18 protein-coding genes are annotated in these 25,988 nt (G+C 50.0%); 7 read left to right on the forward strand and 11 right to left on the reverse strand.

Features of this window, described 5'->3' with window-relative positions:
* The 11 genes from ACM615_RS11475 to tssB all read right to left on the reverse strand — a co-directional run.
* Positions 1-584 (reverse strand): DUF6708 domain-containing protein (locus ACM615_RS11475; RefSeq protein ID WP_431011913.1); only part of this gene is annotated, 584 nt, incomplete at its 3' end.
* An 8-nt stretch (positions 585-592) separates the two neighbouring features.
* Positions 593-3,673 (reverse strand): T6SS effector BTH_I2691 family protein, encoded by a 3,081-nt coding sequence (locus ACM615_RS11480; RefSeq protein WP_431011914.1) that lies wholly within the window; start codon positions 3,671-3,673, stop codon positions 593-595.
* Positions 3,663-4,586 carry a hypothetical protein gene (locus ACM615_RS11485; protein WP_431011915.1) on the reverse strand — a complete coding sequence of 308 codons (924 nt, stop codon included), beginning with the start codon at positions 4,584-4,586 and terminating at the stop codon, positions 3,663-3,665. The genes ACM615_RS11480 and ACM615_RS11485 overlap by 11 nt, the downstream gene beginning before the upstream one ends.
* 11 nt (positions 4,587-4,597) lie before the next feature.
* Positions 4,598-6,931 (reverse strand): type VI secretion system tip protein VgrG, encoded by a 2,334-nt coding sequence (gene vgrG / locus ACM615_RS11490; protein WP_431011916.1) that lies wholly within the window; start codon positions 6,929-6,931, stop codon positions 4,598-4,600.
* Positions 6,928-9,582 (reverse strand): type VI secretion system ATPase TssH, encoded by a 2,655-nt coding sequence (gene tssH, locus ACM615_RS11495; RefSeq protein ID WP_431011917.1) that lies wholly within the window; start codon positions 9,580-9,582, stop codon positions 6,928-6,930. Before tssH ends, vgrG begins: the two co-directional genes overlap by 4 nt.
* Before the next feature lie 162 nt (positions 9,583-9,744).
* The gene (locus ACM615_RS11500; protein WP_112289529.1) at positions 9,745-10,236 is read right to left on the reverse strand and encodes an Hcp family type VI secretion system effector; all 492 of its coding nucleotides are present in this window, start codon (positions 10,234-10,236) and stop codon (positions 9,745-9,747) included.
* Between the two features lie 32 nt (positions 10,237-10,268).
* Complete coding sequence (locus tag ACM615_RS11505) at positions 10,269-11,960, reverse strand: OmpA family protein (protein ID WP_431011918.1); 1,692 nt, start codon at positions 11,958-11,960, stop codon at positions 10,269-10,271.
* Complete coding sequence (tssL, locus tag ACM615_RS11510) at positions 11,960-12,646, reverse strand: type VI secretion system protein TssL, short form (protein WP_431011919.1); 687 nt, start codon at positions 12,644-12,646, stop codon at positions 11,960-11,962. The genes ACM615_RS11505 and tssL overlap by 1 nt, the downstream gene beginning before the upstream one ends.
* A complete protein-coding gene (gene tssK / locus ACM615_RS11515; RefSeq protein ID WP_431011920.1) occupies positions 12,643-14,001 on the reverse strand; it encodes a type VI secretion system baseplate subunit TssK in 1,359 nt (452 codons plus the stop codon). The genes tssL and tssK overlap by 4 nt, the downstream gene beginning before the upstream one ends.
* A gap of 14 nt (positions 14,002-14,015) precedes the next feature.
* Complete coding sequence (gene tssC / locus ACM615_RS11520) at positions 14,016-15,563, reverse strand: type VI secretion system contractile sheath large subunit (protein WP_112289523.1); 1,548 nt, start codon at positions 15,561-15,563, stop codon at positions 14,016-14,018.
* A 31-nt stretch (positions 15,564-15,594) separates the two neighbouring features.
* The gene (gene tssB, locus ACM615_RS11525) at positions 15,595-16,089 is read right to left on the reverse strand and encodes a type VI secretion system contractile sheath small subunit (RefSeq protein ID WP_112289522.1); all 495 of its coding nucleotides are present in this window, start codon (positions 16,087-16,089) and stop codon (positions 15,595-15,597) included.
* Between the two features lie 875 nt (positions 16,090-16,964).
* Here tssB and ACM615_RS11530 point away from each other — a divergent pair.
* From ACM615_RS11530 to ACM615_RS11560, 7 genes are all read left to right on the forward strand, one after another.
* On the forward strand, positions 16,965-18,512 hold the full coding sequence (locus ACM615_RS11530) for a methyl-accepting chemotaxis protein (protein ID WP_132964122.1): 1,548 nt from the start codon (positions 16,965-16,967) through the stop codon (positions 18,510-18,512).
* Between the two features lie 318 nt (positions 18,513-18,830).
* Positions 18,831-19,388: a fimbrial protein gene (locus tag ACM615_RS11535; protein WP_431011921.1), complete on the forward strand. Its 558-nt coding sequence runs from the start codon at positions 18,831-18,833 to the stop codon at positions 19,386-19,388.
* A gap of 60 nt (positions 19,389-19,448) precedes the next feature.
* A complete protein-coding gene (locus tag ACM615_RS11540; protein WP_132964123.1) occupies positions 19,449-20,183 on the forward strand; it encodes a fimbrial biogenesis chaperone in 735 nt (244 codons plus the stop codon).
* A complete protein-coding gene (locus ACM615_RS11545; RefSeq protein ID WP_431011922.1) occupies positions 20,167-22,719 on the forward strand; it encodes a fimbria/pilus outer membrane usher protein in 2,553 nt (850 codons plus the stop codon). Before ACM615_RS11540 ends, ACM615_RS11545 begins: the two co-directional genes overlap by 17 nt.
* 16 nt (positions 22,720-22,735) lie before the next feature.
* The gene (locus ACM615_RS11550; protein WP_159282738.1) at positions 22,736-23,818 is read left to right on the forward strand and encodes a fimbrial protein; all 1,083 of its coding nucleotides are present in this window, start codon (positions 22,736-22,738) and stop codon (positions 23,816-23,818) included.
* On the forward strand, positions 23,815-24,612 hold the full coding sequence (locus ACM615_RS11555; protein ID WP_431011923.1) for a fimbrial biogenesis chaperone: 798 nt from the start codon (positions 23,815-23,817) through the stop codon (positions 24,610-24,612). The genes ACM615_RS11550 and ACM615_RS11555 overlap by 4 nt, the downstream gene beginning before the upstream one ends.
* Positions 24,613-24,823: 211 nt before the next feature.
* Positions 24,824-25,948 (forward strand): tyrosine-type recombinase/integrase, encoded by a 1,125-nt coding sequence (locus tag ACM615_RS11560; protein ID WP_113876418.1) that lies wholly within the window; start codon positions 24,824-24,826, stop codon positions 25,946-25,948.
* Positions 25,949-25,988 lie beyond the last annotated feature (40 nt).

Raw genomic sequence — 25,988 nt, forward strand, 5'->3', positions numbered from 1 at the left:
CCGTACAGCCGGTAGCCCTGATCGTAACTTCCGGTTTCCCGCGTCATTTGTGCTTGAACATCAGCCCAGTCGAACACTTTGATGGTCGTTGGCCAGCGAACCCAAGGATTCCACTTACGCTGATACTCGTACACATATATTTTTTGGCGCTGACGGTTAAAACGAATTGGAGTTCCTCGGGGTACAAATAAGGCCATTTTTAAGTTTACTAAAAATAAAGAGCATATAATCAAAAAGAAACCCAATATTATTGGGATAAATAAAACGTCAGAATAAATAAAAGGTTGAAAAAAAGAAAAAGATATCATTATGATAGGTATTAATGCTGCAATAACTAGCACCCACGCCCCCCACCATAATATATTTTCAAATCGTGGGGTTTCCATCCAGATATCATTTATTTCATTGACCCAGGTAAGGCGAGGGGCGGTTTTCTGCTCTTCATTTTGCCCGGGTAAATCTTCAACCCAATTTTTTAAGGCAGGCGTTAAAGCAGGCCGCCCCGCAAATTCTGTCTCCAGCGCGGCTTGCAGCATTTCGGGCTCAATGCGCCAGGGACCATCATGACGTTGATTATTTTCCATATTTTTTCCTAATCCTTAACCTGGATTTTTAATCTCAGCACTCGGTTCTGGTCCAATCTGTCAGGCCAGTAATTCACTTCAAGGGATACACTCGTGAAATGACGGGTATCTACCCAAGCTTCGCCTTCAATAATCAGGTCGCCATCCAGCCAGTGCTGACTGGCACTCCCTATTCCCGGTCGCCATGAGGGGGGGGAACCCATCATTGATTTTTTTGCCAGTGGTTCCAGGCGAGCCGTCATGGACATAGGGATATTGTGCGTTGTCGCCAGCAGTGGATAGCTTTGTGACGAGCCTGCAGATACGGGTACAAAAAGGCTATAGTCCCAGGCCGCCGCGCTTTCATCACAACACGGCAATACAATCCGCAATCTGATCAAATCCTGACCATCGACTACTTCTGTGAATTTATCCTGATATCCTACTTCAGCAGTCAGACCATTAACGATGGCATCATATGCAGTAAGTGCTTCTTTCAGGTCGAGAGGACTTTTCTCATTCCAGGCGGGGGCATTAGCCTGATGATAACCAAAACAACAGCGGCGTAACCAAAGCTCAAAAGCCGTGCTAGAGGCTTTTTCTGCCTGAATTACTAAGGCTGCCCCAGCGATCAGAAGTAATGCGGCTAAACCTGCCGGGCCCATTAAGGCAAATGAACTGGCATAAGCTGCATACCCCGCAATAATACCTCCAGCTACAGTGCTAGCCCCAGCAGCGAAATACCATCTGGCGGCTGCCCTATCACCAGTCTGTCCAGCATCCCACCATTTTATAAACATCCCAATACCATCAATGATTGCCGCGACACCGGCAATTACCCCGCCAGCACGGATCAGCCAGTGGGCATTTGTCAGTGCCCAGGGTTTTTCCATCGCGAGGGTTCGCACAAACCCTGCGGTTTCGGTCATTGAACTGACAACCATGGTCATGTTGGAAAGCAGAGCCAGTCGCGCTTTTGTATCGTTGCCAATAGTTGCATCCAGCGCCTTGCGGTTGGCTTCCAGGGATGTGATTTGCAAATAGAGCATCCCGGCGGCCAATCCCACTCCCATTGTGTTGCCACTCACAATCCGGCGAGTCATCTGAGCGTGATTGCGAAGCGTTTCCTGAATCTGAGCCTGAGATAATGAAACTACTTCACCGCTGGCACTCTCTGCCAGAGTCAGTGATGAAATACGAAGTTCAGAATAATGATTAAGATGACGTATATCCGTCAGCGGATTATGTGCTATAGCAGACACACTGCTTCCTGACTTTCGGACTGCAGCTTTGAGGGCATCTGGTGACATATCGCTGACCAGCGTGACATTTATCCGGCGTTTAAGCAGTTCAGGATCACTTATTTTAAACTGGCTACCTGAAGATACGCTACGAGTTAACTTTTTACCTTCATCAGATAATCCTTCAAATACGAATGACTTACCTGATGCACTAAGGTGCAAGTCGGCGATATATTGTTGAAACTCTCCCAGAGTTATATTCAGATTAAACAAAGTCACTTCTTTGTGTGACGTCATGTAAATAAACCCCTGCATTACCCTGGTGTAACCGTCCTGTGCTGATTGCTCAAGCTGAGAAACCAGGCGACTGTAGGATCCGCTCATTGCCAGTGTACGTTGCACCAGGGCTCTGCGAAGCGTTTTAGAACCGACTAATCCACCGATTTCATCTGAACCAAGGAACACTTTTGCGTTGGTATACCAGTTAATGCCATCGTAGACGGCATTGAAAACATCTTTCTTGTATCCAAGTAACCCCGTATAGACTAACCCTTCTTTATTGCTGAGCCACTCATGCCATACAGTTTCCGTTTCTTTATCAGTGCTTCCTCCCTGAAGACATGTGGTTAACGTTGTAAACTGAGCGACCCAGCCGGGGATACAGGTTTCCGGGGCATAATCGTAGTTGATTACCGCCAGCCAGAGTTGAGATTGATACCAGGCTGCCAGATCTTTGCCGATGGCATCTATTCTTTTCTGGTAGCCCTCAATTTTTTGTTGATATTGCTTTGCGAAATCGGCACGTACCGGTTCGTTATAATATTGTTGTAAACGAGCCAGTTTTTCTGCGTAGGTCTCACGGGCCACCTGCTCTTTAGGCAGCATCTTTCCGCCCCAAACAGTTGATGTGTTTTGCGGGAAGGTATAGCGGGGCTGACTGGTCTCTTCAACTGCGGTTTTTACCGATGCTAAATATTGTTCTATAGCAGAAGAAATCATTTGCTTATGGTAAATGGCTGGCGTTTCGTTATAAGTTTGCCGGGCTTCCACAACCTGCATACGGCTGTTATTTAGCTCTTGTATTATCCCAACAGTGTCGTTCAATGCTAGCGCCGCTATCTGACATTGATATTGTAAACCCAGCTGAGCAACCCGAAATCCGAGTGCGATTGCACTTTCCAGACGTGGGTAAAACCCATGTGCCCCGCCTGGGGGCTGCCCAGGCATTTTTTCCGTATTGACAAATTGTGTGGTCGCGAACTCTGCCACATTTGCTTTCATCGAGGTGAGCGCGGGGTCCATGACCAACGCTTCCGGAACGCTGGCTGGGCTGTTTTTCAGGGTTTTCAATAAAATTTTTGTAAAGCGCCCCGACGGGCGTGTGCCGCTTTTGTAATCTTTCAGTACTTCCTTGCTCCAGGGGTCACTACTGAATGCCAGCCAGGCCTGAGAAAATTTTTCGTCATCAATATTGATGAAACTCGCGGAAATTTCATGCCCTTGCTGCAAACACCGCTGACTAAGGGGTTCAACGGTCTCACTTTCCGGCATTGCCATCGGATCAAATTGTCGCAGATAACCCTCAGCTGTAACCGCATATCCCTGCCAGATTTTTTGATCGAGTAACACATACAAGTACCCCATACGCAGGGTACGCAAGGAATACTTAAATTCTCCACCTGTCAGTTCAGCGTCTTGCTCTGGAACTCCCGGTTTCCAGCCGGAATTTAACAGTGTTGCGGGTACAGCGGCCACACGTAGTGGAAAGATTGGTAATCCTTTACGTTGGCACGCCTTACAGCCTGATGGTGTCGACGTAGCTTGCTGACTGATATCAGCATTCATCCTGGCCTGATCTTTAAGCCCCATAGTGATTTATCCCATCCATACTGGGTTGCGCTATTGTCTGACTTTCAAGCTCCAGCCAGACTTCATCCGATAATGTCTGTAAAAGCGCTGAGATACGTTGCGATGGATTATCAATAGCCTGCTGTATTAACACTCTCACAGCAGGGTGTTGTCCAATATCAACACGCATCGTCAAATAATTCAGTGCCCAATAATTGCGGTCATCTGTATCTTTCAAGCCGGTATCGAGTGTGTTTTCCCATGCCTCCTCCGCCTGCATTGCCGCATCAAAGGGAAGCCCAGCCTCCGCTTCATGCCAGGACCACAGAAGCTTCCTGATAGAACGAAAATCCTGTAAGTCCATTTCAATTCCCCAGTTAAGCCAGCTTTTTTCGCCAACATTTTTACCTGCCTGAAAGGCGATGTTCCCGGATACCGTCATAAACCACCATTGGCTCACTGGCCAGATACGTCCGGCAAGTCCATCTTCCGGGCTTTTTACCTTGAGTAATTCAAAGCATAGCGGTTCGAAAAAAGGCAAAAATACATCGGTTATTATCTGGTTACATTGCTTTGCGAGTGATGCTGCAAGTTGTTTTGGTTCCTGTGCGCTGGTGAGCCAGGCACTAAAATAGCGTTTTTCCTGTAGGGCCTCATTGCGGGCATAACTTTCAGAATCAGCAAGCCATGAGAACTCGCAATGTTCTCCCGGAGATGCCAGCAAGATAAGTTGCGGGCAATGTTCAGGCGAGTAAGCCAGATCACGGCGAAGAACCGGATAGATAGCCTCCTTTCCAAGTGACTGTTGCAAATTATCCATGTGGAGAGGGTTGAGATGTGAGATGGTTTTTAAAGGATCTAATAACAGATAACGAAACAGTGATGGATGCTGATTCAGCCGATCCTGTATCGTTATCTTTTGATCAAGTTCCATCGCGTTTTCCATTATTTCTCACATTCCACGCATTTGGCCTCAGGCGGCAACGTTGCCGGTGCCGGGCTAAAACTCTGTGGCAAAATCTGGTTAAAGATCCCTTTAACATTCACCTCTCCGGGGGTCATGATCGTGACACCTGAGCTTTCAATCACTATCGCGCTTTTCCCGCAGGCCAGTGTGATTTTCTTGCTGGCCTGGATATAAACCTCATCATCTTTACTGATGATTTTCATATCTTTAAGGGAGGTCAATGCCATTGCATCACCCTGAGCCTGAATATCCACCTTGCCTTTGTTAGCGTACATTTTTATGCCAAGCGTCTTAGCAAAAAGGCTGATAATTTCACCCGCAGCGACGGTGAATTTTTTAAATACTGTGAAATCACTGTTTTCAGCCGATGTCTGAATGAAATTGTTACCCGTACTGATCTGAATACTTTGAGGTGATACCTGGGCAATCCCCGCGGGTGCGCTCATGAGCAGAACGGATTGCTGTAAATCTTTCATCGAAGACTCAAGCAGAGATTTTTGTTCAGCTACTTGTGCCAGTTCCGCCTGTGCAGTTTTCACAGCATCACTGAGCGCCTTTGCCAGCCCTTGTGCCTGTTGTAGCGATTCGATTGCTGCCGTCATCTCCAGCACTTTTCCTTGTGCCAGACCCTGGCCATCGGCAGTGATGAAAATCCCTTGCTGCGCGCGGATGGCACCGAAGCTGTCGGTGCGCAGCTCGAACCCTTCACCGCGCTGCTGTTTGCCGCTGTCCACCAGATGGCCGAGGTTGAGCTGGCTTTTACCACCGTATTCGGTGCTGAGCTTGATGTGCTCCTTGCCGCGCTCGTCCTCGAGGCGCAGTTTATTGTTCGACGGCGTGCGCAGTACGTTGCGTTTGTAGTTCTGGATGGTGACGTGATCGCCGTGCGCAGAGTCATGCAGAACGTGGGCGATATAAGGGCGGTCCGGGTTGCCGTCTTCAAAGGCAATCGCTACTTCGGTGCCGGCCAGCAGCGGCATATGCATGCCGTAGGTGTCGCCGGCGTAAGGGCGCGCCTGACGGACCCACAGACTTTCGTAGCCTTGTTCCCAGGCGTCGCGGTCGAACAGCATATTGACGCGATACCGCCCGTCTTTATCGATATGACCGTAGGTGTCGTTGACGGTGGTGCTGGTGACGCGGGCGGGCAGAGTACCGGCCATCACCGGTTTAGGCTCCGGCTCCGGGCGGAAGCAGTAATCTTCAGACCAGGTAATGGCCTCAAATTTTGTTTCAAAGCTTTTGTCGCGACGCGCCGAGCTTTGGATAGACACGATCACCACGCCCTGCGCAAACTGTGCCGGCGCATCGCTGCCGGTGACTTTGAGCTCCTGACCCGGCACCAGGGTTGCGGCATTCACGATGCCGGAAAAGCGCGCCTGATTGTTCAGGTAACGTTCGTGACGCAGGCGGGCATAGAACGCGCCACTTTCCGGTTCCGGATCGCGTCCACCGCCACCGGCGGTCAGGTAGTTATCGGCGTAATGATAGGCTTCGCCATAGGTTGTGGTATCCCCGCGGGTAACATCGGCGCTGCCGGATAAATCCGTGGTCGCGGTGCGGTAGTTGTAATCCTGGGTGGAGACGGTTTTTTCCACCACCTGATAATGGCTGGACAAATCCCATGCCGATTCGACGCCGACGTCGTGCATGCCGGATGGGGGTACGGCCTGCAGCGTCAGCGCCTGTTGATAATGCTGCTGGTCGTCATAGAATTCGACCACGTCAATGCTGAGTTTAGGATCGGCGGTAAAGCGGAACCAGATCCCGACTTCGGCCAGAAGTCGGGAGATAAAGGTCAGGTCGTCCTCGCCGTACTGCAAGGTTTGTTCGCGACGCGGGTACTCTTTACTCAGTGTGAAGATAAAGTCCTGTCCGCGCATGTCGTGACGGTCACGCAGGATTTTTTCAACAATCTGCGGAACCGACATGTCCTGATAAATACAGTTCTGATGGCTGCGGGCGAGCAAAGCCAGACGCGGCTGCAGGCGGACTTCGTAATGACTTTCATCTTTCGACGTGGAAAGACGTTTAAAGGCGGTGATTAGGCCCTGTATTACGCGCTGCGGCTGTTGGACTGAGACACCAAAGGCGTCGGCCACCGGCGCCTGCAGGGTCAGTGAAGCGTCCTTCATCAGCATCGATTTCGGATCAATAGCCCGGTCAGCACTGGTAAATTCGATGTCGTAATGGAAAGGCTTACTGAGCGTTTCCAGGCTGGTGAAACTCAGAACATCGGGTTGCGCGCTGCTGCCGCGGATGGCTAATTTATGATGACTGTGGTCGAAAAAAGGCAGTCCGGTTGTACTCATTTCTCTACTCCGTCAAATTCCAGGGTGATCCCTTCTTCCTCATCCCAGCCCAGTGCCAGCGCCGTGGTGCGTTGTTGCCCGGCCATGCGTTGCAACAGTTGCTGGCTCAGTACCGGCAGGATTTGCTGATTGAGCAGGCTGTCGATGTTGCGCGCACCGGTATCTGGCAGCAGGCAGGCGGCGACCAGCGTGTCGTACAGACTTTCTTCTATGGAGCAGGTCAGGCCGTAGTGCTTGTTCAGACGTTTCGCGACTTGTGCCAGTTTCATCTCAACGATAGTGCGCAGGGCAACGGCGTTCAGCGGACGATAAATCAGTGTCTGGAAGCGGGCGAGCAGGGCGGGCTGGAAATGGTCGCGCAGGATCGGGCGCAGCAGTTCCTGTAAATCGCCGTCAGTGGCTTCCGGCTGTTCATCCAGCAGTTGCATCAAATGGTCACTGCCGAGGTTAGCGGTCATCAGGATCACGGTATTACGGAAGTCGATTTCGCGGCCTTCACCGTCGCGCATAAAGCCGCGGTCGAACACCTGATAGAACAGGTTGATTACGTCGCGGTGAGCTTTTTCCACTTCATCGAGCAGGACGACGCTGTACGGACGTTTACGCACGGCTTCAGTCAGAATACCGCCCTGACCGTAACCGACGTAGCCCGGAGGTGAACCTTTCAGTTGAGAGACGGTATGCGCTTCCTGATACTCGCTGAGGTTGATGGTAATGAGGGATTTCTCGCCGCCGAACAGGCAGTCGGCAAGGGAAAGGGCAGTCTCGGTTTTGCCTACGCCGCTCGGGCCGACCAGCAGGAAGACGCCCAGCGGGCCATTCTCAGACGTCAGGCCGGTTTTGGCGGCACGCAGGCGTTGCGCCATGTCGGTCAGCGCATGATCCTGTCCGACAACACGTTTGCCCAGATGGTTTTCCAGCTGCAACAGGTCAGTCTGTTCGTCCTTCAGCAGGCTGGTCAGCGGCACGCCGGTCCAGTCGGCAATGACTGTCGCAACAGTGCGGACGTCCACGTCAAGAGACAGCAGCGGGGCGCTGCCCTGCAACTGGGCCAGTTCTTGTTGCAGTGCGTGAATATCTTCCTGACGGCTGATGTCCTGACGGATTTCCAGCAGCTTATGTGTCAGGGCTTTTTCGGATTCGTACTGCGCTTCGAGAGCGTAAAGCTGCGCATTGAGTTCGCGGTCCAGCTCACCGATTTTTTCCAGACGTTCACCGTGGGTCTGACTGCCGAGGGCTATATCTTCCAGCAATGCCTGCTCCTCCATTCCCAGTGCGGCTATCTGCGCCTTAAGGCGGGTCAGTTCTTCCGGCAGGGTATCGAGGCTCATGCGTACACGGGCGGACGCGGTATCGAGCAGATCAACGGCTTTGTCCGGCAGCTGGCGGCCGGTGATGTAGCGGCGGGAGAGGCTGACGGCGGCTTTGACGGCTTCGTCGGTGATGTGAACGCCGTGGTGCTGCGCGTAGCGGGATTTCAGGCCGCGCAGCATCAGGCAGGCCATCTCGTCGTCTGGCTCATCGACTTTGACAATCTGGAAGCGGCGCTCAAGGGCGGCATCGCGCTCAAAATACTGTTTGTACTCGCTCCATGTAGTGGCGGCGATGGTGCGCAATTCACCACGGGCGAGCGCGGGTTTGAGCAGGTTAGCAGCGTCGGCGCCACCGGCCTGATTGCCAGCGCCAATAATAGTGTGCGCTTCATCGATAAACAGCAGAACCGGTGTGGGTGATTTTTGCACGGCGTCGATGACGTTTTTCAGGCGTTGCTCGAACTCGCCTTTTACTCCGGCGCCGGCCTGTAGAAGACCTAAATCCAGCGTGCGCAGGCTGACGGTTTTCAGGCTGTCGGGCACGTTGCCTTCCGCAATACGTAACGCCAAACCTTCCACCAGCGCGGTTTTACCGACGCCCGGTTCACCGACCAGAATCGGGTTGTTTTTACGACGACGGGAGAGAATATCCACCATCTGACGGATCTCGTTATCGCGACCAAACACCGGATCAATCTGCCCGGCTTTGGCTTTAGCGGTGACGTCCAGCGTGAATTTATCCAGCGCGGCCTGCAGCGCTTCGCTTAACGACTGGCCGGTAACACCAGACTCTGCTTTTTGCGTCGCTGAGTTTTCAGAAAGTGCGGAAGGTGTGCGGCTAAGGCTTTCCTGTTGTTGCAGCTCCGGGCGCTCTTCGGACAAGGCATCCAGCACTGGCTTGAGGCGGCGGATATGTTCTTCGCTCAGGCTGAACAGCGGCCATAAACCTTCGCAGCGCAACAGGCGTGGTTGCGCCATCAGCGCTTCCAGCAGATTGACACTGCGGATGCTCTGGTTGTCATCCTGCAGCGATGCGGCCAGCCAGCCCGCTTTCATCAGCGATTGTAAATCTTGGGAAAGCTGCGGACGCGAATGCACGGAACGCGGCAGGGCATCGAGATGTGCCAGCAGACTTTGCCACAAGGCATCCATATCCCATTCGTAGCGGCGGGCCAGCACGGTGATGTCGCCTTCGCCCAGTTCCAGCAGTTTGAGCAGCCAGTGCTCGACGGTAATTTCATTGTGGGCGCGGGTCTGGCAGAGCGTCGCGGCGGCTTCCAGCGCTTTCGCGCAGTACGGATTTAAGCGGCGAAGTAATACGGCTGACTGTTGTTCCATGCTGAATTCCCTTTTTTAGGTACGCTACCGCCCTTAGCCTTTTCCTATGCAGGAAACCCAGGCCCATAAGGTCGATGTCCGGTGGTGTTTTTGTTTGCTCAACCGCCAGGCAGCGGCTCAGGAAACAAAAACAGCAGACGGCGAACCGTCTGCTGTGGGGTGTTACGCGGTAGTACGTTCGTTCCAGGAATCGGAATGAATGATGTTGCCGTCTTTGTAGGTCCAGGTGATTTTTTCGTAACGCAGCTCGATCATTTCGAGGTGGTTATGTTTTTCAAACGCCGGGTCTTTGATGTCGTTCATTTTTGGCGCGACTTTCACCAGTTTGACGTTTTCCAGTTTGGTGTTGAAATACTCCACTTCCTGGCCAGCGTCATTGATGCGATACCATTTGAACTCTGCGGATTTCAGGGTCTGGCCGGTGGTCACCGCTTTGTACAGGTACGGGCTGGAAGAATCGATTTCTTTGGTAAACAGGAACGGGGTGTGAATACGAGTACCCGTCAGTTTGCCGGTGTTGTTATCGGTCGGGATATACAGGTTGTGATCCTGTGCCACCACTTCGATGCTGCCTTCGCGATCTTTAACGTCTACGGAGCCTTTAATGTCCGCACCGCCGTCGTCTTTCAGCCACAGATAAACAGGAATTGCCATGGGTAGTTCTCCATTTCTAAGGTAAACATTCATCAATCATTTGATGAACTTGGGGTTGCTGTTGCCTTACAGGCGTCTGCCTGTGGCACCAGACTGATTTCGACACGACGGTTAGCCGCACGGCCTTCCGGGGTATCATTTGAAGCAATAGGGCGTGTTGCGCCATAACCCTGAACGGCAAAGCAGGTCGGGGAGACATCGCTGGTTGAGAGCATCCAGTCACGTAATGACTCGGCACGTTTGAGCGACAATGTCTGGTTGGCTTTTGCGTCACCGGTAATGTCCGTGTGTCCGGCCACCACAATCAGCCAGCCTGGCCTGGCCTTGATATCCACAAGTGCATTCACCAGCATTTTGAGCGAGCCCGGTTTGAGCTCGTACTGGCCCGTGTCAAACAGCGACAGGGAATCAAGGCGCACCGTTTTTGGGGCCTCTTTTTCGACGGGTTCAGGTGGCGGTGGGGGCGGGACATAACTTTTGATTGCTGCCATCAGAGGCAGACGCAGGCGTTCCCCCTGATAAAGACCCAGACTAAAACGCACCGGCTCACCATTACGGAACCAGTCATCAAGCTGTGCGGCATCGCGTCGTAATATCTCCACCGCTTTTGCCTTTGGTCCGTAATCTGTCATCCCGATACTGTCGTAATGGCGGATATCGAAAGCCACCCGATGCAGAAGCTGGCGGTTATGCCAGGCACTGCTGCACAGCGCGGCAACCACCGTGACGGTCAGCAGGGTGACACCATGGCGTAAAGTACGACGACGAGATGACACGCCGCTGCCGGAAGGCAAGACAGTAAAGATAAAGTCAGGGAAGGTTTGCAGACTGCTATCAACGCCCTCTTCGGGATGCCATCCGGCGACTTGTGTCAGAGAGGTGTGTGCGCTAAGCCATTGTTGCCAGAGCGAGGCGGACACAATACCCCTCAGGCCGCCGACCTGATGCAGGACAACCTGTTGCGGAGAAACACAGGCGACATCATCGTTACGCGCCTGCAATGCAGGCAGCACGTACGCATTAAGCCAGTTATTTTGCTGGTCGAAAATGACGGTCTGTTTGACCCGTTCAACCTGCCGGGCACTGCCATCCTCCCGCTGCCAGTTTGCCAGCGTTTCCGGCATGGTTATTGTTGGCCATAGCGTCACCGACCGATCATTTTGTTGCGATAACCAGACAGGCGCGTCTGCAGTGGCGGTGGCAATCGTGCTACTCAGAAGCAGAGGAAGTGGGCGGCGAATATCCCGGCGTAACTGCACAAGCTGCCAGCGCAGCTCATACAGGCAGGTGGTGAGTTCGCGTTCGTCGCTGTGCTGCTGAGGATTTACTGCCACCATGACGGCCAGCTGTTTCGCCCACTCTGGACGCTGCCATAACAACTGTCGGGCAAACTGCCGCAGAGAATTGCTTTCGTCGACCCGGAGCCAGCAACCCTGAGCAGTCAGATGTACGTGATCTTTACCAAACAGCGATGCCAGATCGTCGCCGCAGACCAATACGACTGGCAGGCGGTATTTCTCCGGCGGAAGCCCGTCGAAGTGCTTTTCTGCAAACTCTGAATTTTGCTTTTGACCCGCACGCCATATCCCAACAAGGCAGATGGTCACCACCAGTCCGAAGGTTGGCCAGCGCATCACGGTTGAAAAAGGCAGGAACGTCAGACAAAGAATGCCAGCCAGAATACCCGCCCATAGCCATAAACCACGTCGCCACATAGGACTCATTACACGGACCCCGGCAACAACGTTGTCAATAATCCGGACAGCCAGTGGTACAGTCCGCACCACAGCAAGGCGACAATCAGTCCTGCGAGTCCAAGGCGTACCGGCCAGTAACGTAACCCTATGCCGAGGCGATGACGGGAAGACGCCATTGCCAGAACAGGACGGGATGACGCAAAGCTAAATGCAGGTACAAGCGCTGTAAGTTGCTCAACCAGCTGTTCGCGCTCGGTCACTGCCTGTGAGGCATAACCGCCGAGAAAACCTAACATCAGTACCCGGTGAAAACAGGTAAGTACTGCCATGTCGGGTGCGGGTTCCCGCAGCACGGTACGCATCCGTTCATACAGCTGGTTACCCGCGTCAAGTGATTTGAAGAAGTACGCCTGCAGCGGAGAATTACACCAGACAAAGTAAGCATCATCCTGGACGCTGCGGCCTTTAACGGTCTCATCCAGAATGGCGCACTGGGCATACATGATGTGCTGACAGTTTTGTTCACTGACGTCCCCCTCTTTCAGCGCCTGTTGCACGCGTTCTATATCAGCCACACAGCGCTTCCAGAGGATTTGCCCTTCCCCTTCAGGGCAGTTCATTCCCTGACGCAGGCTGATAACCTGCAACCAGGTATCCGCGAGCAGGGCATCGATATCAACAGCCTGTGTTGTCATTCTCATGGATTGGCTCATGCGCGTAACACCGCAAACAGTTCAAGCTGAATGTCGCCCAGCGTGCCAGGCACATAGAAGACACAGGTGCCCGCTTCCATCATTTGCTGCGCTGCAGGATGGGTGAGATCCAAAGAGAAATACTGATTTTCCAGACGAAGCGGAATGGCGGCAGGAACATGGCTCAACGGGCGCAGCGGAATACCGCTCAGTGCCACATTGACGACGTTACCGACATCATCCGGTGCACCGACTTTACACAGTTGCGGGAACTGGGTTTGCAGTTGGGCAGAAGACAGGGTAGAGCGCACGGACAGATAGAAATCGACCTCTTCGCGTTCGCGCAGGCGGGGATCGTGCAGGGCTGCACGCCACTGGTTAATGCGGGGTTCATGTACCAGATCTATGGCGACAACGCGCGACGGCAGGCTGGCTTCCAGCAGAATATTCAGCAAGGTAAACAGCGGCGGGAAGACCGTAGTCAGGCTAACGTGCTGATAGGCCGGAATAGCGGCGACGTCATGATCCAGGGAAAAAGTCAGCAAGTTTCCGGCAAGACGAGCCAGCTCCTGGTAAAGGCGCTCAGGATGAACCTGGGGGTTGCGCTGGTAATTGCCCAGCACGGGCTCTGCACCGTTAAGTGCATTCAGTAGCCAGAACAGGGACACATCGGCAACTGCAAAGTCTGCCATGCGCGCATTGCTTTCACGGCGCATTCCCATCAGGCGTTTTAAACGCGCCCTCAGTTGCACCATCAACAGTTCGAGCTGCTCTGTACACCAATGACTAGCCTGAAGACTCAGCAAAGGTGGGATAAAGTTCGTATCTTGTATCCACCGTGCCTGGGCATCACGCAGCAGTCGTGCCACCGGACAGATCTGATAGTCACCGTTTTCCTGAATATCCAGTCGCAGCGTCAATTCATGCGACATGACGGCGACCTGTTTTTTGTCATCGCCATACTGGTTTTGGACATCCCGCCAGGCCTGACGATAGCGTACCGGACGTTCAGCCCGTTCATCGGGCTGCAGGCAGTTTCCGCCATTCGCGTAAACTTGTGGTAACGCCAGCATCACAATTGCTTCATTGGCGTCTGCCGGTAAGTTTGCCGACAACGTCAGTGTTGGCGGCAGTAAATCTGCACAGTCGGTATCGACCAATATGCCATCTTGAAAACGGACATGCAGCCGCTCAGCTTTCAGACGTCCTTGTGCCAGCGCATCCTGTTCAAAGGTCGCATGAAGCACACCCCACGGGTGAAGTATGCCCATTTGCGCAATACATTCGTTTGTCCAGGCCTCAAAAGAGGCCTGTTGTTGAAACTGCTGTGGAGACACGAGGATTCCTCGTGTCCACAGCGGACGTTCAATCTTCATCGTGCCTCCGGGCTTCAGGCTTTCGCTTTAGGCATCTGAGAAACCAGAGACAGATTCACGTCCATCCCTTCCACCTGGAAGTGCGGTACGGCGTACAGTTTCACGCGGAAGAAGCCAGGGTTGTCTTCGATATCTTCTACGGTCACTTTGGCGTCACGCAGCGGGTGAGAGGCTTGCAGGTCATCGCCCGGATCGGTCATTTCAGTGACTAGCGTGCGGATCCAGGTGTTAAGTTCCAGTTCCAGCAGACGGCGGTCTTTGGTGGTGCCGATGTTTTCACGCTGGATCAGCTTCAGATAGTGCGCGATGCGTGACAGCAGGAAGATGTACGGCAGACGCGCATTGATGCGGCTGTTTGCTGTGGCATCAGCAGTGTCATACAGCGCCGGTTTCTGTGCGGAGTTGGCGGAGAAGAAGCAGGAATAATCGCGGTTTTTGTAGTAAGACAACGGGATGAAGCCCAGGTTGGCAAACTCAAACTCACGGGTTTCAGGGATCATCACTTCTGACGGGATTTTCACCTGATTGCCGGTGCCGAGGTCATACAGGTGGATCGGCAGGTCAGTCACCGCACCGCCAGCTTGCGGGCCACGGATTTGCACGCACCAGCCGTTTTTGATGAAGCTTTTCACCATGTTGGCTGCAAACGAGAACGCTGCATTGGTCCAAAGATACTTCTCGTGATCCGGACCTTTCACTTCTTCAACATAGTTGAAGCTGCGAACAGGAACGGTATCCGGACCATATGGCAGACGACCTAGCACGCGTGGCATAGTCAGACCGATATAGCGGGAATCATCAGAATCACGAAAGGATTTCCACTTGATGTATTCTGCGCGGTCAAAGTAGTTGCCGATGTCTTTAATCGCAGCCACTTCTTCCATGGAATCTTTCAGGAAGAATTTGGGACCGACGGCGCCAACGAACGGCATATGTGCGGCAGCGGACACTTTTGAAATGTTACGCAGCAGCGCGACATCCTGGGCTGACGCATCAAACTCGTAGTTTGAAATTACAGAACCGATGGGTTCGCCGCCCGGTGTGTCATATTCCTGAATGTAAGTGTGACGGTACAGGCCGCTCTGGATGATTTCAGGGCAATCTTCGAAGTCCTGACGCAGGTCGTCTTTAGAAACGTCCAGCACTTCAATTTTGACGTTCTGGCGGAAATCGGTGCGGTCAACCAGGAATTTCAGACCACGCCAGCCGGATTCCACTCGCTGAAAATCAGGGTGATGCATCACTGCGTCGAGCTGACGGCTGATCTGATTGTCCAGTTCTGCAATATGGTGATCGAGCAGCGTTTTATCCAGACGCTCAACGGTCTGGCCAGATTGCTTCAGACGCTCAAGGAAGACCTGAACGGCTGCCGTCACACGCTGATCGGCGGTCACATCAGCCAGGGCAGCGGTATCCTGGAAATCATTCAGGTCGCCCAGTGAAGTCACCGGCGTCAGATTGATTTTATCAAACAGGGAGGCGTAAACGGTGCCCGCTTCAGGGCGTTCAAGAACAGTAGTCTGGCTTGAAGAAGAGTTTTCAGTATTGACTGACATAAGCATTTTCTCGCATTAATCCGTTAAGTGGAGGCTGTTATGCCTTAGGTGCCAGAGCGTTCAGTTCACTGCGAAGCTCATTGCTCAGGGACGGATCTTTAAGAATGGTTTCGAGTTCTTTGCGGAACGTTGCGTTGTCCAGAAGATTGGATTTGAGATCACGCAGCAGATTGCGCATGGCCAGCATGGCGCGCAGTTGAGGGATCTGGCGTGCAACCTGCTCGGGTTCGAAATCTTTCATTTCGTTGAAGTTCAGAGAGATGTTTTCTTCGCTATGATCGCCAGCCAGCGTATTTTCAACGGTCAGATTAAGTGAAGGGCTGAACTCAGCCAGAACGCTGTTAAAGTTATTTTTATTGATGTTAACTTTTTCGCGTTCTGACAAAGGTCGGTCTTCTTTACCATTGCTGTAGTCTCCCATTACCATTAATTTTAAAGGTAATTCGACTTTCTTCTGTGCGCCGCCCGTGTGGAGATCTAGTTTAATATTAACGCGGGCTTTGGGGATTTCTTCCTGAAAACTATTAGACATGCCTATCCCTTACTGTGGAGTGATAAACGCTGCCAATGAATCTGAAAAATACATTGAGGCTGGCAACCCTGCCATAAAAATTTGTCCATGCCGCATCATAATAACGTGCGAATAACTTCAGGGTCACAAGCGAGCTGATATTTTTCGGAGCATTTCGCAGTGTGTATTGAATTTATCTGAAAAAGTAAAATTTCAGATAATTACCTGTCGCTGGCATTTTAGAAACATTAGTGATTCTATTGAAAATCATAATTTGTAACTAAGTATTACATCGCTTGGATCGCAGGATAACGGATCATCACATTGAAATATAGGAATTTTCTCTCAATTCCCGCGCAGGCGGCATGGGATAAGGCATTGAGGAAGATCGGTTTGTAGAAAAAACAATAAAAGCGCAAATTTCATTAGGATTAATAATGCAGAAAACACAGGAAATATCTGAAGTGAATTTATTTCATGAAAGATTTTTCATTTTGTTGCGAGGGTTGATTAATAGGATTTTTCATATTTTTTTATAGGAATATTCATGTGTTGAATGATTATTCATTTTGTATAAGGAGGGTGGTATGAGTCTGGAACATCTATTTTAGATGTTGCTTAAGACTTTTCCTCCAGGAATAAATAACTTTACAGTTTCAATGTAAGAGATTGGAGTGCTGTTTTCATTTACTTAAAAGTATAAGAAAATTTGTTAGTTTTATGCTGTGTCGGCAGTTGAAACCGCCTCTTCAGTGCAAGGCGGTATCAGATATGGCTAAAGATTTGATGGCGGGGCGAGCATCGTCTTTTAAATTCCTGATAGGGTGAAACAGTCATTAAACCTTTTAAGCCAAATGCCGATAAACAGATCCTTGCTCTGTTTTGAGAATCTACCGATGTCGCTTAAAAAGTCCTCTTTACTTGTTCTTGTAGTTCTTTTCGCTCTCTTTTTCACCAGTATGCTGTCAAATATCTGGTTGCTGACCCAAAGCAATCATTCTCTCGATGATGTCAACAAGGAGATCCGGGTGGTTCTGTCCGTGATTGATCCTATCAATCACAGCCGCACCTCGCGCGTTCGCGTCATGGAGTATATGAAGGAAATTGAAAGCGGCAATGGTCAGCAAACCGGCGCTGCGCTCGACGGCGTCAATGAGGTCATCGTGAAGGCCGATGCCGCATTTCAGGCCTATATAGATGCACCTAAACTGCCGGGTGAGGATGAACTGGCCCAGGCATATCGCGCCACGTATCTGGAATATCGTCAGAACGGAATACAGCCGCTGATCGATGCCGCTAAAGCGGGTGACCAGCCGCGGTTTAAAGCACAGATCCCGACAGTCATAAAACTCGATCGACAGTATGAAATCGTACTAGATAGAGTGCTGGCGCTACACGAGCAGTACGCCAGAAATCTCAACAATGATGCGCAGGATAATTTCAAATTTGGCATCGGGTTGACCATCGGTTTTGGTCTGCTGTTCCTGATCATCATTATTGGCGTGGTGATTTTGCTTAAACGTTTCGTTCTGACGCCGCTTCTGAATTCACGTGATCATTGCCGCCAGATTGCCGAGGGTTATCTCGATACCCCTGTGCCGGTCAATGCCCGGTCACGCAGTGAAATTGAAGAACTGATGCAGTCTATTGAGCATATGCGACAGTCGCTGACCCGCATTATCGGCCAGGTGCGTGACACCAGTCATACCGTTGCTCATGCATCGCAGGAAATTTCGGCTGGGAACATTGATCTGGCTTCCCGCACAGAACAACAGGCGGCTGCACTGACACAAACCGCGGCCAGCATGGAAGAACTTGGGGCGACCGTAAAACAGAATACCGAGAATGTCACCCGTGCCAGTGGCCTGACACGTGAAGCCGTTAAAAATGCGCGTGCTGGTGAAAAGGTGGCACAGGATGTGATCGGAACGATGAGTCGTATTAACAGCAGCTCTAAGAAAATCGAAGACATAACAGGCGTCATCAACAGCATTGCGTTCCAGACCAACATTCTGGCGCTCAATGCCGCCGTTGAAGCCGCACGTGCCGGCGAACAGGGGCGTGGATTTGCGGTGGTCGCCAGCGAAGTGCGCAGTCTGGCGCAGCGCAGTGCTGTCGCAGCGAAGGAAATTGAAAGTCTGATCTCTGAATCCGTTGCCAATATAAAGGAAGGATCTGAACAGGTATCGCGTACCGGGGATTCTATCTCGGCAATTATTTCTTCCGTGACTCAGGTTGATGTGCTGATGGAACATATCTCGACCGCATCTGATGAGCAAAGCCGTGGGATAAGCCAGATTGAGCAGGCTGTGACCGAAATCGACGGCGTAACTCAGCAGAATGCGGCGCTGGTGCAGGAGTCCGCAGCAGCAGCGGCCTCGCTTGAAGAGCAGGTTCTCTATCTGACGCAGTCTGTTTCGGCATTCAGGCTGGCGACAGCGTAACATAGCCCATCAGTTCAGGGTGTTTGCACGCAAATACCCTGACGACTAATTTGGTTATTATATTTTTATGGCCGAGTATATTTTGAATGTTATTAGGAGAACTTTTTATATAAATAACTATTAATTAACCCTCCCCAAAATTAAACTCTGCCTATTCAAGTAACTTGTATTGCTTATCATAATTTTCGGTATATGATGCGTGACGTTAATAATGAACTTCTGTATATATTTATCTGTCGGATTGATGAAAGACTTATTATATATTGATGCCATCATTATTAGCTAGTGATCAATCCTTACGTATATAGGGAAGTGCATATGTATAATACTAAACACGTCATACCCATGCTTGCGTTAGTCATGACATCTACGTTTGCTGCGTCGGAAATAGCGGTCGATGGAACTATTACTATTAATGGCAAGGTAACAGATACTACCTGTTCAATTGCTGTTAATGGTGGAAGTGAGGATGCGGCCGTGACATTACCGACTGTTTCAGCAAACAGTTTAAAAGCGCCGGGTGAAACTGCCGGTGCGACACCTTTTAATATCTCACTGATAAGTTGTTCAGGTACGGCTTTAGGCACGGCGAGCACTTATTATGAACCCGGCACTTATGTTGATAGTGCCACCGGCCGTCTCAATATAGATACCACCGCGTCGGATGCAGCAAAAAATGTTCAGGTTGAATTATTAAATGCCAGTATGGAGTCAATAGTCGCCGGATCTCCGGTAACCGATGGCCAAAATGATATTCCGGTTGATATCAGCGCCGGCAGCGGGACATTAAATTATTTCGCCCGCTATTATGCCACCGGAGTTTCTGTGGCAGGAACGGTGACCACGCAAGTTGATTACACGATGACATACGAGTAACCGATAAAAAGGGGTGAAGCAGGAGTTTCACCCCTGTCTCAATAAAGAGGAACATCAGGGATGTGTAAGTCTATATTCATCAGTATTATTTTAACCTGCTTCTTTTCCTGTAAAGCATATCCGGAAGTTGTCATTAACGGAACGCGGATTGTGTTCCATGCTCAAGATAAAGAATCAGTAATACAATTAATGAATAAGGGTAAAAAACCCTATCTGGTACAAATGTGGCTGGATGATGGCAACCCGAAAGCCCGGCCCGGTGAAGTCAATGTCCCATTTATTGTCAACCCTCCTGTCATTCGCATCGATCCAGAGAGAGGTCAGGCGATACGGCTGATGGCACTGAACGGGCATTTACCACAGGATCGGGAATCGCTGTTCTGGTTTAATCTTTTGGAAGTGCCTCCAAAGCCGACACAGAGGATTCAGGCAGGTGATAATGTATTGCAAATGGCATTTCGTACCCGGATAAAGTTGTTTTACCGACCAGATAACTTAGTACCTTCGCCACCTCAAGCTTATAAACAGTTAAAAGTATCATTGATTGGCAACAAACTAACAATTATCAATCCTTCACCTTACTTTATCACTTTCAGTAAGCTGGAAGTCAGACACTCAAAAACATCACCGGTACTTTCCCGTGTCGTAAATTTTACGAAGAGAATGGTTAATCCTGAAAGTGAAATAGAATTCAGCCTGAAGTCTACTGACAATAAAGATATACGGGGCGAAAAGTTATTCTATAGCATCATAAATGATTATGGCGGGGAATCAGTCAATGAACAGATATTATGAAATGATATCTGGCTCGCGTAAAAATTCATTCATCATGGCGATCTTAAGAAGAGCAGTTTGGTCTGCACTGCTGTTCTCTCACGTCGTCTGTTATGCAGGTTCTGATACGGTTATGTTTAATAGTGCATTTATGCGGTCAGCAATAGACGTTAATGATTATGCGCAAGGAAACCCTGTACTACCCGGAATACATCGGGTGGATCTGTATATAAATGAGAGGTGGAAAGGGCGTACAGACGTTAATTTTTCACTTCCGGATAGTCAATCAAAAATAGCCCATGCGTGTTTCAATATAAAATTGCTATCAGAGTTGGGTATTGATAGTGAAAAACTCGATGAAAATGTCATTTATCAGCTTAAAGATCCCCATCAATGTGCTGATATTAATATGTTGCTTCCCGGACTCGATGCCAGTTATGACGTTACCACTCAACATCTTAATGTGACAGCGCCGCAGATCTATTTACTTCGCCATGCCAGAGGATATGTCAGCCCCGAACTTTGGGATAAAGGTATCACAGCGGCAACATTAGAATATGACTATAACGCCTATCATTCAGAAATGTCAGAAACGCAAAGTATCTCTACTCAATATCTCGGACTTCTCGGTGGTATAAACTGGGATGTTTGGCGTTTGCGATATAAAGGGTCTTTTAACCAGAGCGATGAAAATGGATGGGAATATGATAACGCCAGCACTTATGTCGAACGTGCGATAGTGCCGATACGCAGTAAGCTGGTGATCGGTGAGTCTATGACGGAAGGACAGGTCTTTGATAGCGTGGGTTTTCGCGGGGCCATGCTGGCATCCGATGACCGAATGTATATGGACTCGCAGCGCGGATACGCACCGGTGATCAGTGGCGTGGCGAATACTACTGCATTAGTTCAGATTTCACAGCGCGGCACGCGTATTTATGAAACCACGGTTCCACCTGGCCCGTTCGTCATAGATGAACTGTATCCGACAGGCACTGGAGGAGATTTGCTGGTCACAGTGAAAGAAGCGGATGGCAGCGAGCGTAGTTTTACCGTGACCTATGCGTCGATAGCTGAACTATTAAGGCCAGGGACAACCCGCTACACACTGATAAGCGGGACTTATCGTAATTCGACCGTGAATGAAAAACCCCTGATTGCAATGGGCACTATACGGCACGGTTTTACCAATCTGATCACGGGTTACGGAGGTGTATTAGGGGGAGGAGAGTATCAGTCGGTGGCCGGGGGGATTGCACTGAATACTTCGCTGGGCGCGATATCTTCGGATATCACTCATGCCCGTACTCAGTTACATAACGAAATCTCAAAAGAGGGGCAAAGTTACAGTTTGGCTTTCTCAAAAATACTGCCAGTGGTGAACACGAATATCACGCTGGCAAATTATCGTTATTCAAGCGCCGGTTACTACAGTATTGATGATGCAATGTTGATACGGGACCAGCAAACCTCTGCCGGAAACGCTTTTTATTCCAGCAGTATCAATCGTAAAAATCGTGTGCAGATCAGCGCAACACAGGATTTGTCGGAGGTCTGGGGAACATTGAATATCAGTGCAAGCACCCAGGATTACTGGAACAGAGGCGGGCGTGATACTGAATACCAAATGGGATACACCAACACTTTCTCATGGTTCAATTTGAATATTAATGCCAGCCGTACCCGGGATCTGGTGAAAAATATCTGGGACAACAAAATTGCCGTAGGCATTTCACTACCTCTGGGTAGCAGCGCAAATTCGGTTTATTTCAATTCCACCTATGTACAGGAACGTGATCATCAGGGGATTCAGAATTCGGTCTCGGGTTCCGCTGGCGATGAGCGTCAATATACTTACAGTGCTTTCGGCAATGCAGATCATTATTCATCGATGGGTAACCGCAATACCGCAGGCGCCAGTGGGAACTGGAATTCACCTTATACCCGGTTAGGAGGAAGCTTTTCAGCCGGACAAGGCTACCAGCAGTATGGGGCAACGCTTTCCGGCGGCGCAATTGCTTACGGAAATGGTGTGGTGTTCACGCCGATAATGGGCGACACCATGGCAGTTGTGGAAGCGAACCATGCCAGCGGCGCGAAAGTGGCGAATAATTCAAGCCTGGCTTTGGATAAATCAGGTAAAGCCGCAGTGCCTTATTTAACACCGTATCGGCAGAATAGCATCGAACTGGATCCAAAAGGGCTTTCCAATGATATTGCTCTCGACGTCACCCGCCAGAATAGCGTTCCGACGGCCGGTGCGGTGGTGTTATTGAAATATGAAACGGATTTTGGTTATTCCGCTTTGTTGCAAATCAGCTCGGTTCGTAACGAGGAAATTCCGTTTGGCACGCCTGTTACAGATGAGAAGAACGAGAGGGTTGGATATATCGCACAAGGAAGCCAGAGTTTTATTCGGGTAAAAAAAAGCGAAGGAAAACTCAATGTGAAATGGGGAAGTTCGCCGTCGCAGCAATGTGAATTATTGTACCAGCTGCCCGCTGATAATCCGTCAGAGGAAGATAATCTCAGGCGTGCGAACGTGGTGTGCCAGTAAACAGGGAAGAAATGTTATGGCAAAAATTTTCAGGTCAATCCTCTTTATTGCGTTCGCCGGTATAAGTCATCCGGCATGGGGGGATGGTACGTGGGTCGATTGCAGCCGGACAAATTCTTATTACCAGTATTTCTCTACAACCACTATTCAGATTGGGAAAGATGCTGTTGTGGGAGATCTGCTGGGCGGGTGGATAACATCATCAGATCCGACCGCGTGGACTTGTGCGCAAAGAAGTTCCTCTCAGACGATTTCACCGCAACTCGCGGTTCAGGGTTATCCTCCTTACCCCATCTGGAATACGACGTCGACAGAAGGCCAGGCCTACAGCGTTTATAATTCAACGGTGAAATCCGGACTGGGGTACATCGCCCGCTGGCGTTATACGGTGAAAGGTCAAACCAGCACCTGGTATCCGCTGACTGTAGCTGCTGGTATTTACCAAACACCAGCGGAACTCTTCCCTGTCACCTACGACAGCGGACGTTCATTTAATATCGGGGTTGATGTACAAATTCGTTTTGTAAAGACAGCAAATACGCTGACTGCGGGTACTACGCCTGTTTTTGATCCGATGTATACGCGGCATTATCAGTTTTACAACGGCGCTTCCAGCACCGGTGGGGGTACTTATATGATTGCGGAGTTCCTTGCGGGTGGGCTGGTCATTAATACCACGGGAGGCACCTGTACAACACCCAATGTGGATGTGACACTCCCGCCAGCCGCGCGGTCTGACTTTAGCGGTCCAGGCTACACAACATCCAGAACAGACTTTAAGCTCAATTTCACGCAATGTCCTGCTGGGCTGGCCAGCATCAGTTATTCGTTTATGCCAACAACAACGATTAAAAATAATTCACAGGGAGTGTTTGCGCCGGACAGTACTTCTACGGCAAGCGGCGTCGCGTTGCAAATGCTCACGGATCAGGACATTCCCGTGACGTTCAATACGGATTATCTGCTCACCAGTTATGATTCAGGAACGGCCAATACAAATTACTCTGTTCCTCTCAGGGCAGGTTTGTATCAAACAGAGAATGCTGTATCTTCCGGCAATGTGAGTGGTTCAGTGACTTTTACGCTGAAATATAAATGACTAACAAAAATATTTTTTCTATGAAAATCCTATTATCCTTACCCTGTTTTATTTTAGCTTCAGTATTATTTTGGACAATGACTACAGAACAGGGAATAGGTGAAACTTACATTAACCGAACGCGGTTAATATTCAGCCAAAAAGCAAATGATGAGTCCCTCAGTATTATCAATGAAGGGGCAAAACCTGCACTGATGCAATTATGGATTGATAAAGAAGAGCCTGAAGAAAAACCTGAGCATATTTATGTTCCCTTTGTTGTCTTGCCGCCAGTAGCAAGGCTTGAGCCAAAAAGTTCGCTGGGTATACGTGTATTGTTTACCGGTAAAGGGCCTTCCCTTACGGCTGATTCGGAGTCCTTGTTTTGGCTCAATGTTCTTGAAGTCCCGCCGAAAATGCCAGTGTCGGAGGATAACCCTGTGTTACAAATGGCCATCCGCACCAGAATTAAAATTTGCTATCGTCCCAATGCGCTGGGAGATATAACCAGCAGTGACGCGGTAAAAAAATTACATTTTTCATACGTCAAAGATAGCAATAAGTCCCGACTCCAAATTGAAAATCGTTCGCCGCTGTACGTGACGCTGACACAAATAAAATATGGAGAAGCGCATTGGGAAAATAATTTACCTCATGACGGAATGATCGCACCATTCAGCCATATCAGTCTCCCTGTTATTCAATTTACTGACAGCCGACAATTGTCGATGACCGTCCGTTACATTGATGATTACGGTGTCATAAGTGAATATCATCCTGCAGAATTGAATGAAACAGTAGCAATTGTCCAGTGAGCTGCATCAGGATAACTGGACTGCTTGTCCAGTTTGTAGGTTTTTTAACCCGTCACTGACGTCATAATCCTTCTGCTAAGTCGTTTGTTTTTCTTTATAGATTGTCATTGTGACTCCAGACTTAATAGGTCTGGAGTCATAAACCTTTTGCCTAAGATCCTATGACTTGTTATAAAACCGCCCTGTGATTTTTTCAGGTGAAATAGGGCTGATGAGCAACGCGGTATCCGGAACGATCAACGAAACACATTTTGCTGCCGAGAATGTTGGCCGGCATGTGCTTGCCTATCTTCAGAATGTGAAAATGACGCCGCTCGCAAAGCTGGATGATTTTGACGAAGAGGGTAACGCGACGGTCGGGCAGGTGATCAATGTCTGGATCCGGCTTTCGTTGATCCTGACACGCCGTCGTCCGGAAATTGCCGTTTCCTCTTTAATGAAACATGTCCTGCCGGTGATTGGCGATGTGCCACTCAACAAAATTACCCGCCTGCGTCTGAATCGCTTATTCAATGTGTTGTTAGCGGACGGAAAAATTTCCGAAGCCAAAAGGGTATTTGCCCTGTGTAAGCAATTTTTTGGCTGGGCGGAAACGCAGGGATATCTCGCCCATTCGCCCTTGAGTTCCATGAAACGCCGTGACGTCGGGGGAAGAAATACGCCGCCCCGCGAGCGGGCATTAACCGATGCTGAAATCTGGATTTTCTGGCATGGTCTTGATTTATGGGATATTTCGGAACAATGTCGCTGGGCGCTACGCCTTTGTTTACTGACTGCCAGGCGTCCGGATGAAATCGTACGTGCCAGAAAAGAGGAGTTTCATCTGCGAATTGGCGTCTGGCGGCAGGGCACGCGCAATAAATCAGCCCGCGATCATAGCCTGCCCCTGACATCTTTAATGGTGACTTGTGTGGAAGCATTGTTGGCGGCCAGTCCAAAAAATAGTCCGTGGCTGGTTCCGTCGCCGCTCGATGCACAAAAACCGTTATCGCGGGGGGCCGTCACTCAGGTTATCCGCCGGATGTTACGTGCAGAAAGAGGGCTGGGCATTGAGCCATTTGCAACACGGGATTTGCGCCGGACAGCCAGATCCAAATTATCCTCCCTGAATGTCCCTAACGATGTTGCCCGTAAAATCATGAATCATTCGCTCGAAGGTATTGACCGTGTTTACGATACCCACGACTATCTGCCGCAAATGAAAAAGGCGCTGGAAGCATTTTCTGACAATATTCAGGGCATTATCAGCGCGCCGGATTACTTCGATTTGCGCCATAAATTTGAGGGTGAATCCCTGCAAGTTCCTGCGATATCGCTGCTTTATATGGAAAGATAGGTTTTTTTTGCAATAGAAATATCTGCAATTTTTTGTGATT

The sequence above is a fragment of the Rahnella sp. PAMC25617 genome (assembly GCF_050606005.1).
Taxonomy (GTDB): Bacteria; Pseudomonadota; Gammaproteobacteria; order Enterobacterales; family Enterobacteriaceae; genus Rahnella; species Rahnella variigena.